The organism is Agrobacterium sp. Ap1 (assembly GCF_017313375.1).
Taxonomy (GTDB): Bacteria; Pseudomonadota; Alphaproteobacteria; order Rhizobiales; family Rhizobiaceae; genus Neorhizobium; species Neorhizobium cellulosilyticum.
The window spans coordinates 75854-88800 of the sequence record NZ_JAFLMY010000005.1 but is presented as its reverse complement, the minus strand read 5'-3'; the positions used below and the strand labels follow the sequence as shown (position 1 = coordinate 88800).

Annotated in this window: 10 protein-coding genes; 2 read left to right on the top strand and 8 right to left on the bottom strand. The window is 58.5% G+C overall.

What is annotated here, in order from left to right:
• Window positions 1-94: 94 nt before the first annotated feature.
• The 4 genes from JZX87_RS11880 to JZX87_RS11865 all read right to left on the bottom strand — a co-directional run bounded on the left by JZX87_RS11880 (window position 95) and on the right by JZX87_RS11865 (window position 3904).
• Entirely contained in the window at window positions 95-649 is a 555-nt protein-coding gene (locus JZX87_RS11880) for an RBBP9/YdeN family alpha/beta hydrolase (RefSeq protein WP_206825691.1), read from the bottom strand.
• Between the two features lie 31 nt (window positions 650-680).
• Complete coding sequence (purB, locus tag JZX87_RS11875; protein WP_183821634.1) at window positions 681-1988, bottom strand: adenylosuccinate lyase; 1308 nt, start codon at window positions 1986-1988, stop codon at window positions 681-683.
• A gap of 96 nt (window positions 1989-2084) precedes the next feature.
• Window positions 2085-2753, bottom strand: a complete 669-nt coding sequence (gene rpe, locus JZX87_RS11870) for a ribulose-phosphate 3-epimerase (RefSeq protein WP_183821635.1) — start codon at window positions 2751-2753, stop codon at window positions 2085-2087.
• A 56-nt stretch (window positions 2754-2809) separates the two neighbouring features.
• The gene (locus tag JZX87_RS11865) at window positions 2810-3904 is read right to left on the bottom strand and encodes a branched-chain amino acid ABC transporter substrate-binding protein (protein WP_206825689.1); all 1095 of its coding nucleotides are present in this window, start codon (window positions 3902-3904) and stop codon (window positions 2810-2812) included.
• 198 nt (window positions 3905-4102) lie between these two features.
• Here JZX87_RS11865 and JZX87_RS11860 point away from each other — a divergent pair, with 198 nt between their 5' ends.
• Window positions 4103-4429 carry a TfoX/Sxy family protein gene (locus JZX87_RS11860; protein WP_206825687.1) on the top strand — a complete coding sequence of 109 codons (327 nt, stop codon included), beginning with the start codon at window positions 4103-4105 and terminating at the stop codon, window positions 4427-4429.
• A 175-nt stretch (window positions 4430-4604) separates the two neighbouring features.
• Here JZX87_RS11860 and JZX87_RS11855 read toward each other — a convergent pair whose 3' ends face one another.
• The 3 genes from JZX87_RS11855 to JZX87_RS11845 all read right to left on the bottom strand — a co-directional run bounded on the left by JZX87_RS11855 (window position 4605) and on the right by JZX87_RS11845 (window position 8028).
• Window positions 4605-5030 carry an NUDIX domain-containing protein gene (locus JZX87_RS11855; protein WP_206825686.1) on the bottom strand — a complete coding sequence of 142 codons (426 nt, stop codon included), beginning with the start codon at window positions 5028-5030 and terminating at the stop codon, window positions 4605-4607.
• Window positions 5030-6544, bottom strand: a complete 1515-nt coding sequence (locus tag JZX87_RS11850; protein WP_148144308.1) for a DEAD/DEAH box helicase — start codon at window positions 6542-6544, stop codon at window positions 5030-5032. Before JZX87_RS11850 ends, JZX87_RS11855 begins: the two co-directional genes overlap by 1 nt.
• 182 nt (window positions 6545-6726) lie before the next feature.
• Window positions 6727-8028, bottom strand: a complete 1302-nt coding sequence (locus JZX87_RS11845) for a M23 family metallopeptidase (RefSeq protein WP_353654187.1) — start codon at window positions 8026-8028, stop codon at window positions 6727-6729.
• A 207-nt stretch (window positions 8029-8235) separates the two neighbouring features.
• Here JZX87_RS11845 and tyrS point away from each other — a divergent pair, with 207 nt between their 5' ends.
• Window positions 8236-9489 carry a tyrosine--tRNA ligase gene (tyrS, locus tag JZX87_RS11840; RefSeq protein ID WP_183821638.1) on the top strand — a complete coding sequence of 418 codons (1254 nt, stop codon included), beginning with the start codon at window positions 8236-8238 and terminating at the stop codon, window positions 9487-9489.
• 52 nt (window positions 9490-9541) lie between these two features.
• Here the strand turns inward: tyrS and JZX87_RS11835 are convergent, their stop codons facing one another.
• Entirely contained in the window at window positions 9542-12943 is a 3402-nt protein-coding gene (locus tag JZX87_RS11835) for a YhdP family protein (RefSeq protein WP_206825683.1), read from the bottom strand.
• Between the last annotated feature and the right edge of the window lie 4 nt (window positions 12944-12947).

The window sequence follows — 12947 nt, the reverse complement described above, 5'->3', positions numbered from 1 at the left end:
CGCAATGTTAGTGAATTCGAATTAAGGCAACTTTAAAATTGTCTATCGAAAGCGAAATTACGACGTCGGGTTGTGCGCTGCACATCGCCAGAGGTCAGGCTTTCAGTCGGCTCAGAAATTGGGCAAACACCATCGTGCCTTCAGGCCACGGGCCGTGGCCCGACTCGGAATTGATGTGGCCAGATTCGCCTGCGTCGATCAGGAGCGAATCCCAGGCGTTGGTAATGTCGCCGGCGTGATCATAGGAGCCGAAGGGGTCGTTTCGGCTGGCAATCGTAACGGCGGGAAAAGGAAGCGGATCACGCGGATAGGGGCCGAATGTCATCAGGTGTTTCGGCCTGATCTTCGGGTTCTGCACATCCGGCGGCGCAACGAAGAATGCGCCGGCCACCGGCTTTTTGAAATGTGGGATGGCATGGATCGCCGTTGGAACGCCGAGCGAATGAGCGACCAGCACAACCGGTTTCGTCGAGGCGTTGACCTCCTCGACGAGACGCTGGATCCAGTCTTCCTTTACCGGCTTCGACCATTCGGCCTGTTCCACCCGGCGGGCCGTCGCGAGCTTCTGCTCCCAACGGGTCTGCCAATGGTCAGGACCGGAATTGGTGTAACCGGGGATGATGAGGATATCGGCTTCTGATGCTTTCATGCCGCCTATCTGGGCCTTCCCGATTTCTATATCAAGCTTCGCCGAAGACACGATTGAAAATCGTGTCGACATGCTTGGTGTGATAACCGAGATCGAATTTTTCGCGGATCTCCTCCTCGGAGAGCGCTGTGCGGACTTCTTCGTCAGCAAGCAGTTCTTCAAGGAAGTCTGCACCGCGCTCCCAGACCTTCATCGCATTGCGCTGAACGAGACGATAGGAGTCCTCGCGCGAAACGCCCGCCTGGGTGAGTGCCAGAAGTACCCGCTGGCTCATGACCAGACCCTTGAACTTGTTCATGTTCTTCAACATGTTCTCAGGGTAGATGACGAGCTTTTCGATGACGCCGGCCAAGCGGTTGAGGGCGAAATCGAGAGTAACGGTCGTGTCCGGGCCAATGGCGCGCTCGACGCTGGAATGGCTGATGTCGCGTTCGTGCCAGAGGGCAACGTTTTCCATTGCCGGAACGACTGACATGCGCACGAGACGGGAAAGGCCGGTGAGGTTCTCGGTAAGCACCGGGTTGCGCTTGTGCGGCATGGCTGACGAACCCTTCTGGCCCGGCGAGAAGAACTCTTCCGCTTCCAGAACTTCAGTGCGCTGCATGTGGCGGATTTCGATCGCAACGTTTTCGATCGAAGAGGCAATGACGCCGAGGATGGCGAAATACATCGCGTGGCGATCGCGCGGAATGACCTGGGTGGAGACCGGCTCCGGCTTCAGGCCCAGGGCTGCTGCGACATGTTCCTCGACGCGCGGGTCGATGTTGGCGAAGGTGCCGACGGCGCCGGAGATGGCGCAGGTGGCGATCTCTTCGCGGGCTTCGAGAAGGCGTGTCTTGTTGCGGTTCATTTCGGCGTAGAAGCGGGCAAAGGTCAGGCCCATCGTCGTCGGTTCGGCATGGATGCCGTGGCTGCGGCCGATGCGGACCGTATCCTTGTGTTCGAAGGCGCGAGCCTTGAGAGCAGCCAGAACACGATCTATGTCTGCAAGCAGAATGTCGGTGGCGCGCACTAGCTGGACGTTGAGCGTCGTGTCGAGCACGTCCGAAGATGTCATGCCCTGGTGGATGAAGCGGCTATCCGGGCCGACGAATTCCGCCAGATGAGTGAGGAAGGCGATGACGTCATGTTTGGTGACGGCTTCGATCTCATCGATGCGGGCGACATCGAATTCGGCCTTGCCGCCCTTTTCCCAGATCGTTTCTGCCGCGGATTTCGGAATGACGCCGATTGCCGCGAGCGCGTCGCAGGCGTGGGCCTCGATTTCGAACCAGATGCGAAACTTTGTTTCCGGCGACCAGATGGCGACCATTTCCGGTCGGGAATAACGGGGGATCATGGGCAGCTCGCTTGCTTGGATAGAATTGCCGCCGCTCTATCAAGAAGAACGGCGAAGCTCAATCTTTTTGGGGCGTTGCCCCGTGTTTAAGGCTTTTCAGGCCTCGGCGGCCTTCAAAAGCGCCGAGATGTTGTCGCGATACGCATTCTTGTTCGCGCCCTTGTAGACCGCCGATCCGGCGACGAAGACATTGGCGCCTGCCTTGCGGGCTGCGCCGATGGTTTCAGCCGTGATGCCTCCGTCGACTTCAATCTCGATAGGCCTGTCACCGATCAGAGACTTGATACGGGAGATCTTGTCGAGCGCGGATGGAATTAGCTTTTGACCGCCAAAGCCGGGGTTGACGCTCATGACGAGGATGAGGTCGACGTCGTCCAGAACGTCTTCAAGCACCGAGACCGGAGTAGCTGGATTGAGCGTCACGCCAACCTTCTTGCCCAGCGACCGGATCGTCTGCAGCGAACGGTGCAGATGCGGGCCGGCCTCGGCATGGACGGTAATGCCGTCGCATCCGGCCTTGGCGAAGGCTTCGAGATAGGGGTCGACCGGGGCAATCATCAGATGGCAATCGAAGAAGGCGTCCGTATAGCGGCGCAGCGACTTGATGACATCGGGACCGAAGGAGATATTGGGGACGAAATGGCCGTCCATGACATCGAGGTGAACCCAGTCTGCGCCTGCCTCGACGACGTCTGCGACCTCCTGGCCGAGTTTCGAAAAATCGGAAGCTAGAATGGAGGGGGCGATGCGAAGCGGCAAGGTCATGGACGGATCTCCTGTGTCGTCTGCCGACTAGCATTCCGGGGCGATTGCCGCAATCGTTACTCGGTCGCGGAGGCGGGCGGCAAAAACTCGCCGCCGCGCCATTCCAGAAGACGATAGGGATTGTCCGCCAGTTCGTGCGAAGCATCGAAGCGGATCTGTCCGATTGCGGTCTGGAAGGTGCCGGTTTTGAGGGAGGACAGGAGTTTTCCCCAGTCATTGCCTGCGGATGCTGCTGTCTGGCTGGCCAGTTGGGTTGCGGCATAGGCGGGAAGCGTGTTGCCTTCAGGCTCGATCTGGCGGCTTTCGAGCGATGTTGCAGCGTTGGCGGCAGTCTGGAGTGTCCGGTAAGGTGGCAGCGTGACAGCCAGCGTGCCGTCGCGAAGCACGACCGGCCGGTTGGCGGCCTTCATAACATCGCCGCCGAGAATGGTGAGGGGAATGTTTTCCCTTTCGGCATCGCGGGCAATGACGGCGACATCGTTACGGTCCGCGCCGACGAGTATATGGGTTGCGCCGGCTTTTTGCAGCCGTCTGATGAGGGCTATCTGCTGCTCCTGGCCCGGCCGAAGCGTATCGGTGAACACCGGCGCGATGCCGATCGGTTCGAGTTTCTGGCGGACAGCGCTGACGAGTTCGCGCCCGTAGATGGTGCCGTCGTCGACAAGGGCAATCGGCTCGGCTTTCCAGCGATCGACGATCACCGCCGCGATCTGATCGGCCTCGGCAGTTTCCGATGGAGCCATGCGGAAAAGCGGCCAGCCATTGCGCAAGGCGTCTTCCATCAGGATTCGGGAACGGACGGAAATGGTGATTGCTGCAATCTTGCTGTCGGCCAGCGCCGGCAAAGCGGAGGCCAGCGTTTCGACGCATAGAAATCCGATCGCGATAGAAGCCTTGGCGTCGGCAAGCGTCTTTGCTGCTTCCACGCCGCCGATCTCGTTGCAGGTCTCGTCGATTTCGACAAGTCTGTCGCCTGTGACTTGTGCGGCGGCTCTGGCCCCTTCAAAAACCTGCATGCCGAGCAACGCATAAGGTCCCGTCTTTGGCGCGACGACACCGATGGTGGCGGCCGAGACCGTCGTTGCCGGAGCAACATATCCGAAAGCCGCTGCAGTCAGCAGGATCGCGATATCGAAACGCAGGGAAGGCATGCTTTTCCTTAAGTCCGTGTTCGCTGCAGCTTTAACCCGCAAGGGCATGAGCGTCCAAGCTTTTTCCCGTTTTTGGCAGTTCACGGGCGAAATCTAGCATGATCGTGAGCGGAATCTTGCTATTCGTGTGACAAGACATCGGCGTCGTCTGGCCGGCACGGTCTTTCGACTGCGCTGAGCCAAAAGGAAGGGTGGGTCATGGACAATGCAGCGATCGAGGAAATGTTCGAGGGTCTCGGACCGGTCTCCATCCGACGCATGTTCGGCGGCAAGGGGATCTATCATCAGGGCCTGATCATCGCCCTCGATCTGCGAGATGAAATACTGTTAAAGGCGGATGAGACGAGCGCTCCGGCTTTCCGGGCTGCAGGTGCAGTCCAATGGTCCTATGAAGGTAAAAAGGGGAAACCCGTTCTCATGCCCTATTGGTCCATACCGAATGCGGCGCTGGACGATCCTGACGAGTTGCGAGACTGGGTGCGTATGGCCTTTGAAGCAGCGCTTCGAGTCAATCGCGATACGTGATCGTATTTTCTTCGCAAGTGCGAGAATTAACGTATTGCGGCTTGCAAGACCCAGCGGATATTCTCGTCGGGTAATGGGGGATGTGGTTCGGGCAAGCCCGAGCCGACGACAGCATCCGATGATACTGTAAAATTTTCAATCAAGAGAGCCGTCCTGGACAACCGGGACGGCTTTTTTAGTGGGATTTCAGCAGCGCAAAGGCTTGTGAGGAGAATATCGACAGAGGCGCCGGTGGCTCATTCATGTCGATCCACATCAGATCCGCATGTTTTTCAGGTTCGGTGAGAACCGGCTCGCCGGAAAAATCGTCAGTCACGTAGATCAACGACAGCCAGTGCTGACCTTCCTCTTCAAGAATGCCTTCGATCACGCAGAGAAAGCTGATCTTTCCAATCTTCAGCCCGGTCTCTTCCTCGGCTTCCCGACGCGCAGCGTCTTCTGCCTGTTCCATCATATCGACCTTGCCGCCGACGATGTTCCAGTGACCCGCTTCGGGCGCCTTCAGGCGACGACAGACCAGCACTTTTCCATCGGCGCGGCGGATCACCAGGCCGACTCCAAGGCCAGGAAAATCCTGGCCTGGTTTTGCTAAGGCGGACATTACTTCGCTGCGTTTGCGACGATCAGCATGAAGGCTGGGATATCGTCGCCGAAGCCAACCGGGGTCGGGCCGTCATCATGGTCGCGATAACGGCGGCGATCACGGTTGTCGTCATTGGCAGGATTGACACGGCGCTCGCGGCCGCGGTTGTTCGCAGGCTGATTTTTCTTGTCAGAACGACGTTCCGACTTCGTATTTTCCAGAACTGCTTCCACGCTTGCCTCTTCAGTGACGATTTGCTTTTCCTGCTGCTGCGGTGCTGCTGCAACGGCTGCCGGTTGTTCGTGACGGCTGCCACGGTTGCGGTCTTTACCACCGCGATCCCGGCCGCCCTTGCGTCCGCCGCGATCGCTGTCATGGCTTTCCATGGCGGCTGGCAGTGCGGAGAGATCACCGTTCTCCCACTCGATCTTTTCGCCGATCAGCTTTTCGATCGCATCGAGATATTTCGAGTCGGATTTGGTGACGATGGTGAACGCGCGACCCGAACGGCCGGCACGGCCGGTACGGCCGATGCGGTGAACGTAGTCTTCCGAATGGATCGGAACGTCGAAATTGAAGACGTGGCTGACATCAGGGATATCCAGCCCACGGGCGGCCACGTCGGACGCGACGAGCAGGGTGATCTGGTTGTCCTTGAAGCCAGCCAGCATCGTCGTGCGCGAGCGCTGGTCCATGTCGCCATGCAGAGCGCCGACCGAGAAGCCGTGGCGCTCCAGCGAGCGGAACAGGTCGGCGACGTCCTTCTTGCGGTTGCAGAAGATGATCGCGTTCTTCAGGTCGTCCTGAGCCTTGATGAGTTCGCGCAAGACGGCGCGCTTCTCGTAATCCTTGTTGTGTGCAGCAACGAGGCGCTGCGTCACGGTCTTGGCAGTCGAAGACGGCTTGGCGACTTCGATACGTTCCGGGTTCTGCAGGAAACGGTCTGCCAGTTTCTGAATTTCCGGCGGCATCGTGGCCGAGAAGAACAGCGTCTGGCGGGTGAACGGGATCATCTTTGCGATCCGTTCGATATCCGGGATGAAGCCCATGTCGAGCATGCGATCGGCTTCGTCGATGACGAGGATTTCGACGCCGGTCATCAGCAGCTTGCCGCGCTCGCAATGGTCGAGCAGGCGGCCGGGCGTGCAGATCAGAACATCGGCGCCGCGCTCAAGCTTGCGATCCTGTTCCTCGAAGGAAACGCCGCCGATCAGCAGGGCGACGTTGAGTTTGTGATTCTTGCCGTATTTTTCGAAGTTTTCCGCAACCTGGGCTGCGAGTTCCCGGGTCGGCTCCAGAATGAGGGTTCGCGGCATGCGAGCCCGTGCCCGACCCTTTTCCAGAAGTGTCAGCATCGGCAGGACGAAGGAAGCTGTCTTGCCCGTTCCTGTCTGTGCGATACCGCAAATGTCCCGGCGCTGCAGCGCATGCGGGATGGCTCCGGCTTGGATAGGCGTGGGTATCGTGTAGCCGGCGTCGGTGACGGCGTTAAGAACTTTCTGGCTCAGGCCAAGATCAGCAAAAGTGGTCAATGGAAATACTATTCCGTTCCGTTCAAGAAGAACATGATCCGTCGCTACGCTCAAATGGGGCGACAACAGGGCGCGACATATGACCAAAATGCTGGAAAGTCAAGAAAACCCGCCAGGGTGGCAGTGGTTTTGGTGAATGAAAGCAACCGCGCGGCGATACGCCGCGTAAACGGCTGACCTTGCTACTCGAGATACGTTGTGAGCTTCATGCCGGCATTGAGGAAATGCATCGGATCAACTGCCTGTCCATTTCGGCGCACTTCGTAGTGAACATGGGGACCGGTCGAACGTCCGGTCGACCCGGCGCGACCGATTACATCGCCCGTCTTTATCTCGTCTCCGACATTGACCAGGATTTTCGAAAGGTGGCCGAAACGGGTCGAAATGCCGTAACCATGGTCGATCTCGACCATGTTGCCGTAACCACCGGCAGCGCCTGCTGCGACGACCTTGCCGGCGCCGGTGCTCTTCACTTCGTCGCCGGTCTGGGCGGCAAAATCTATACCTGCATGCAATGCGAGACGACCAAGGAAGGGATCGACCCTGTTTCCAAACCGGCTGGTGACCGGTTGTCCGGGGGCCGGACTGGAAAACGGAAGGTCGCGCGCTGTTTCGCGCACGCTTTCCAGCCGCGTCAGTGCCGCATCAAGATCGTCTAGCGACGCGTCGAAGCGATTGCCGGGAAGGCGAGGTTCGACATATGGCCCACCGATGCCATTTTGTCTAACTGTTGACGGATCCAGATCAACGCCGCTTCGCAGCAGGATCGTGGTGATGGCATTTGCCGCTTCGGACGCTCCCGTCGTCAGGCTCGTGATCTTCGTCAGCTGTTGGCTTTCGAGCGTCTTGAGGGACAGAGTGACCTTGGAAAAAATCCGGTCGGCACGATCGGCGGCGCCTTCACACAAGCCGGTGCCGGTCACGGGGGAGAGGACTGCCAGTCTGGTTTCAGTTTCGCCGCCTTGCAGTATCTTGGCGATTGCGGCAGAGCCTCCGGACAAGGAAGCCCTGCGTCCGTCACCGGTGGGAGCGAAGGCAGGGATTTCAGCGGCAGGGGGCTCTGCCCCCGGCTGAAGGCCTGTTTCTTCGGCGCGATCCAGAAGTGAGCCGAGCTTGGTGTGGCGGGAGAACAGCGCGTCCTGTTGCTCAAGCAGTTTTTCGACTTTCTTTTCCACGACTTGCTGATCGAGCAGCTGGCGCGAGGTAATGCGGTCCAGCTGCGCACGCAGGGCTGCAATACGGTCTTCATAGTCATGCTGCATGCGGGCCTGGCGGGCGATCGTTGCTCCGATCAGGTCATCGCGGATTACCAGATAAGATGTAGCCCCGAGGTAACCTATCGTCAGAATGCTTGCAAAACATACGGTCAAGGCGATCATCCAGGGGCGGATGGTCATATGACGGATTTTCTCGCCACTTGCGAGAATGAGGACATGATTCGCAGCCCGTTTTCCAAAAACCTTGTTTTCGGCTCGGTGCGTCACGTATTGCTCCTGAAAAGGCTGAATCAAATCCGATGCTTGCTTGAGGGGATTACACATCCTTAAGGTTAATGAAGTCTTGTGTATCAGGAATTGGTTAGCGATCGCGCGATGCCGTTGGGGCAAGGGGATCACTTTTAAAGTGATTATGCCAAAGAACGGTGCTAGACGCCGTTTCGCAACTTAAAAACACATCCACAGAGTAGAGAGATGTCCAGGTTCAAGTCCGATTTCCTTCGCACGCTCGATGAGCGCGGCTTCATTCACCAGATCTCCGACGAGGCAGGTCTCGACGAACTGTTCGCCAAGGAAACCGTGACGGCCTATATCGGCTTCGACCCGACGGCGCCTTCTCTTCATGCCGGCGGACTTATCCAGATCATGATGCTGCACTGGATGCAGCAGACCGGTCACCGGCCGATCTCGCTGATGGGCGGCGGCACCGGCATGGTCGGCGATCCGTCGTTCAAGGACGATGCCCGCCAGCTGATGACGATCGACACGATCGAAAGCAACATTGCCTCGATCAAGCGCGTTTTCGCCAATTACCTTTCCTACGGGGAGGGCGCGAAGGATGCCATGATGATCAACAACGGCGACTGGCTGCGCGAGATCAACTACCTTGAATTCCTGCGGGATGTCGGTCGCCATTTCTCGGTCAACCGCATGCTGTCCTTCGACAGCGTCAAGACGCGCCTTGACCGGGAGCAGTCGCTGTCCTTTCTCGAATTCAACTACATGATCCTGCAGGCTTACGACTTCGTAGAGTTGAACAAGCGTTACGACTGCCGTCTGCAGATGGGCGGCTCGGATCAGTGGGGCAATATCGTCAACGGCATCGATCTCGGTCACAGGATGGGCACGCCGCAGCTCTACGCGCTGACCTCGCCACTTCTGACGACCGCCTCAGGCGCCAAGATGGGCAAGTCGCTGAACGGCGCTGTCTGGCTGAACCCCGACATGTTGTCGGCCTATGATTTCTGGCAGTACTGGCGTAATACCGAGGATGCCGACGTTTCGCGCTTCCTCAAGCTTTACACGACGTTGCCGATGGACGAGATCGCACGGCTTTCGGCGCTGGCTGGTTCTGAGATCAACGAAGTCAAGAAGATCCTCGCGACCGAAGTGACGGCCATGCTGCACGGTCGCGAAAATGCCGAGCAGGCGGCAGAAACGGCTCGCAAGACCTTCGAGGAGGGTGCGCTTGCCGATAATCTGCCGTCGATCGATGTTGCAAAGGGCGAGCTGGAAGCCGGGGTCGGCCTGCTGGCGCTGATCGTAAAGGCTGGTCTTGCCGCATCGAATGGTGAAGCCCGTCGTCACGTTCAGGGCGGTGCGGTGCGGATCAATGACGTGGCGGTTTCCGACGAGCGCAAGGTGATCGGTTCCGGCGAAGTGACTGCCGATGGCGTGATCAAGCTGTCGCTCGGCAAGAAGAAGCATATCCTGGTTCGTCCGGCCTGAGTTAGACCTCGGAAACAGAAGATCAAAGGCCGCTTTCGAGCGGCCTTTTTCGTCACTGGAATTCGAAGATCTGGCGGAACACGCCGGGGGCTATGAGCGAAAGTGGGTTTATCGTCAGTCGCGGCTTGTCGAAAGCACCTTCGAGCTTGAAAGTGATGCCCAGAAGGCCGCGATCCCGGCCATTTCCAAGGATCGCGCCAATCAGCGGAAGTTCGCCGAAAAGCCTGTTCAAGCCGTAAGCAGGCATGAACGTACCGGTCATCTCCATATTGCCGTTGGCGTCCCGCAACTTGCCCTGGAAAGTGGCACCGATCTGTTCTCCGCGCACAACGCCATTGGCGACGGATAGCGCGCCGTCGCGATAGACCAATGCAGCGAAGCCGCGCTGGAAACGTGCCGAACTGACGTCAATATCCTTTTTCACCGCGGAGTTGAGGCTCTGGCCATCTTCGCCGACTGGTGTCGACACGAGGGACTGCAGGCGCTCTTCGTTGCGCAGCTGGAAATTGCGGATGTCCAGCGAGCCAACCCAATCGCTTCCTCGCGCTTTCAGTTTCAGATTAAGCAATCCCGCGCTCATGTTGTCATAGAGGTCGGCAAAGCGTGCTACCGAACCTGCATCGCCGCTCGTGACCGAGATGGTATCGCCGCGGGACATCTGGCTGACGAGTGCTTGTCCGCTTCCTGTTATGGCGCTCAAATCAGCACGGACGATGTTTGACCCCCGTGAGGAGAAATTCAATGCGACATTCGAAAGCTGCTCGTCGTTGAAACCCACGACGCGATCAACCTGTGCGCGCAAGATTGTGCTGCTGCCCTCATTGCTGCCGGCCGCTGCATTGCCATTGTTGGCGCGCATCATGGTGATGATTGGCCGCATGTCTACGGCGTTTCCGCCGATCGAGATTTCGTAGGCACCTTTCGAGCGCTTGACGCTAAGGCTATAATTATCAGCCGGCGACAGCTGCACGTGGGAGAACGATGCCGTCGTCAAGGCCCCATCGGCCAGTTGCACGTCGCCCCTGACGCCAAAACTCTCACCGGTGAGCTGAAAGCCGCTTAAGGTCGTCTGCTTTCCGGCATCACTGGATACCTCGAACTGGGCCTTGGCGCCGATGCCGCTACCCTTGGTCCAGCCAATCCATGGCACAGTTAGCTCGGCGCGGCTGAGATCGAGCGTAACTGCCTGATGCTTTTCATCGATGCGCGTGAGTTCGGCAACGATCTGGCCCTCTACCATGTCCGAGAGGCCAGGCACGAGCTTATCGCGCTGGGCATTATTGAGCGTCGCCTTGATAACGCGCTCGCGCTTTACGCCAGAGTTCTGATCGACAGGTTCGGTAACGGCGAATTCGGCGGGAATGTCGTCCACGGTTCCGTTCGCGGCCAGTTTTGCAGACTGGTTGTCTACGGTCAAAAGCCCGGTCAGTGCGCCGATCTTGTGCCCTTCCATATGTGTCGCGAGATTAACGCCATCAAGGCGGATTTGGGCATTCCAGGTAGGTTTGGGCGGATTATGATCCGAGATCAGTCCGAAGCGAGCATGAATATCTGCCTTGGCATTTCCCGAAAAATCTTCAGGTTTGAAGCTGGTGCCCTTCAAGGCATTCATCGGCTTGAAGTTGGCAAGCTCGGTGATCGCGTCTGCCTGTCCAGAAATCTTCAGCGTCAGATCTGCCATCAATGGCTTGGCATATGTTGACGGGATGGCGAAACGTCCGCTCTCGACGGTGACGACCCGACCGGAAGGCGCATAGGATGCCGCCTTGCTGACATCGACGAGCATCTCCTGGCCTTTCAGAGAGAATTTTCCCGCAAGATCGCGCAGAGGCGGGACTTCACCCGGCAGGTTGAGACGTGTGTCGGTAACCCCGAATCCGATCTGCAATTCGTTCGCATCGAGCTCCATGGGAATACCCGGACCCTTCATGCGCCCCGCGGGGATGAAGACAGCGATCGTGCCATTCGTGACGTTACCGCCAAACATATTCGCCATAACCCAGTCGCGCGGCTTGCGCGCCATCCAGAAGGGCCAGAGCTGTTTTACGCCTGTCACCTGCATCTGGGGGATCTGGCCCCCAAAGCTGATCTCGGGAGACTGTTTGCCAAAGCGGACCTTGAGGGCGGCGGCCATATGACCGAGTGGACTTGCCACCGTCATCTCGTCGAATTCAAGCTGGCGGTCGGCAGACAGATAACGCCCGGTTGCCTTAAGGTCGAAATCGGCCGGCTGTTCTCCCTGAGAAGCGCCGATCGCTCTACCTCCGCGAACGAGGAGATCGAGGCCGAAGCCGAAACGTTTATCGCCCTCATTCAAGCGGTTAAGATCTATAACCGCACCAGTGAACGGCACGACAGTCGGACCGAAACTTGCCTCCGAATTCATGATTTCAATAGAGTTCTTGGCGAAGTCATAGGCGACATTGATGGTGGCGCCGCTGAATGTCTGCTGGATGCCATCGAAGTAGAAATTGCCTGGCGAATTGGTCAGGGTTGCCGTCATCGCCGGCTTTTGGGCATCACCGCGGGAGCGCTCTGCGGACATGTCGAAATCGACTGAGCTCTCGAGGCCTTCACGCGGCTGACCATCTTCTGTTCGCTGCAACAGGAATGGGGTTACCTCCAGCCCGGACAGGCGCGCGGACAGGGCGGCTGTTACGCCATCGACCGTATTTGATGCGGCCGTGAGCTTCGCTTCCCGGTCGTTGATGCTGACGGTGCCGTCAATACCGATCTCGCCCGTTGCATTGCGCGCAAGCTCGAGATCGTTGACCTTGACGACCGTTGGTTTGCGGCCGGGGGCTGCCGGAAGGACGATCTCGATGCCTGCGAGGCGGATGGAGGCGGTACCCGTTCGCTCGATCAGGCCCCGTGCCTCATCGAGCCTCTGGAATGCTTGCTCAAGCAGCTGCGGAACCGCGTCGACCCGAACCTTGGCGAGCGCGATTGGGTCGCCTTCCGGCAGCTGCGCCGTTTCGAGGCGGATCGACTGCGCCGATATGCTGTTGATCGATATGCGCCCCCCGAGCAGCGCGAGTGGATCCACGGCCATTCGCAGGGCGCCTGCACGGCTCAAGTGCTGACCGGTTGCGCGTTCAACGATGTCGACGTCGCGTGCTTCGATCGCCAGACGGAAATCCGAATCAAAACGGATCGCCGCGGAGCCGACGTTGGAAACGTAGCGGGGACCGATCGCATTGTTCAGGGCAGACTGAGCGCGGCTGGTCAGCGTACCGTCGACTATGCCACCTTCGATGGCAAACACAGCGCTGCCGATGGCGACCATAATCAAGACGGCGAAAAGCACTATGGACTTGCAGAAACGCCAGGTTCTCGTGCTGTGCGGAGGGCAGTGAACGATGATCGGGTCTTCAGCCTGGGCGGACGGAAGCTCATGCAGTGGGACAATGTCCTTCCTGCTGAAATCGATCTTCTCGCCACGTATTTCCGCCATTCAG

Excerpts from the sequence above, each read along its gene's own strand:
- JZX87_RS11860 (WP_206825687.1), top strand. The coding sequence starts at position 4,103 with ATGGACAATGCAGCGATCGAGGAAATGTTCGAGGGTCTCGGACCGGTC.
- JZX87_RS11835 (WP_206825683.1), bottom strand. The coding sequence starts at position 12,943 with ATGGCGGAAATACGTGGCGAGAAGATCGATTTCAGCAGGAAGGACATT.
- tyrS (WP_183821638.1), top strand. The coding sequence starts at position 8,236 with ATGTCCAGGTTCAAGTCCGATTTCCTTCGCACGCTCGATGAGCGCGGC.
- rpe (WP_183821635.1), bottom strand. The coding sequence starts at position 2,753 with ATGACCTTGCCGCTTCGCATCGCCCCCTCCATTCTAGCTTCCGATTTT.
- JZX87_RS11865 (WP_206825689.1), bottom strand. The coding sequence starts at position 3,904 with ATGCCTTCCCTGCGTTTCGATATCGCGATCCTGCTGACTGCAGCGGCT.
- JZX87_RS11855 (WP_206825686.1), bottom strand. The coding sequence starts at position 5,030 with ATGTCCGCCTTAGCAAAACCAGGCCAGGATTTTCCTGGCCTTGGAGTC.
- purB (WP_183821634.1), bottom strand. The coding sequence starts at position 1,988 with ATGATCCCCCGTTATTCCCGACCGGAAATGGTCGCCATCTGGTCGCCG.
- JZX87_RS11880 (WP_206825691.1), bottom strand. The coding sequence starts at position 649 with ATGAAAGCATCAGAAGCCGATATCCTCATCATCCCCGGTTACACCAAT.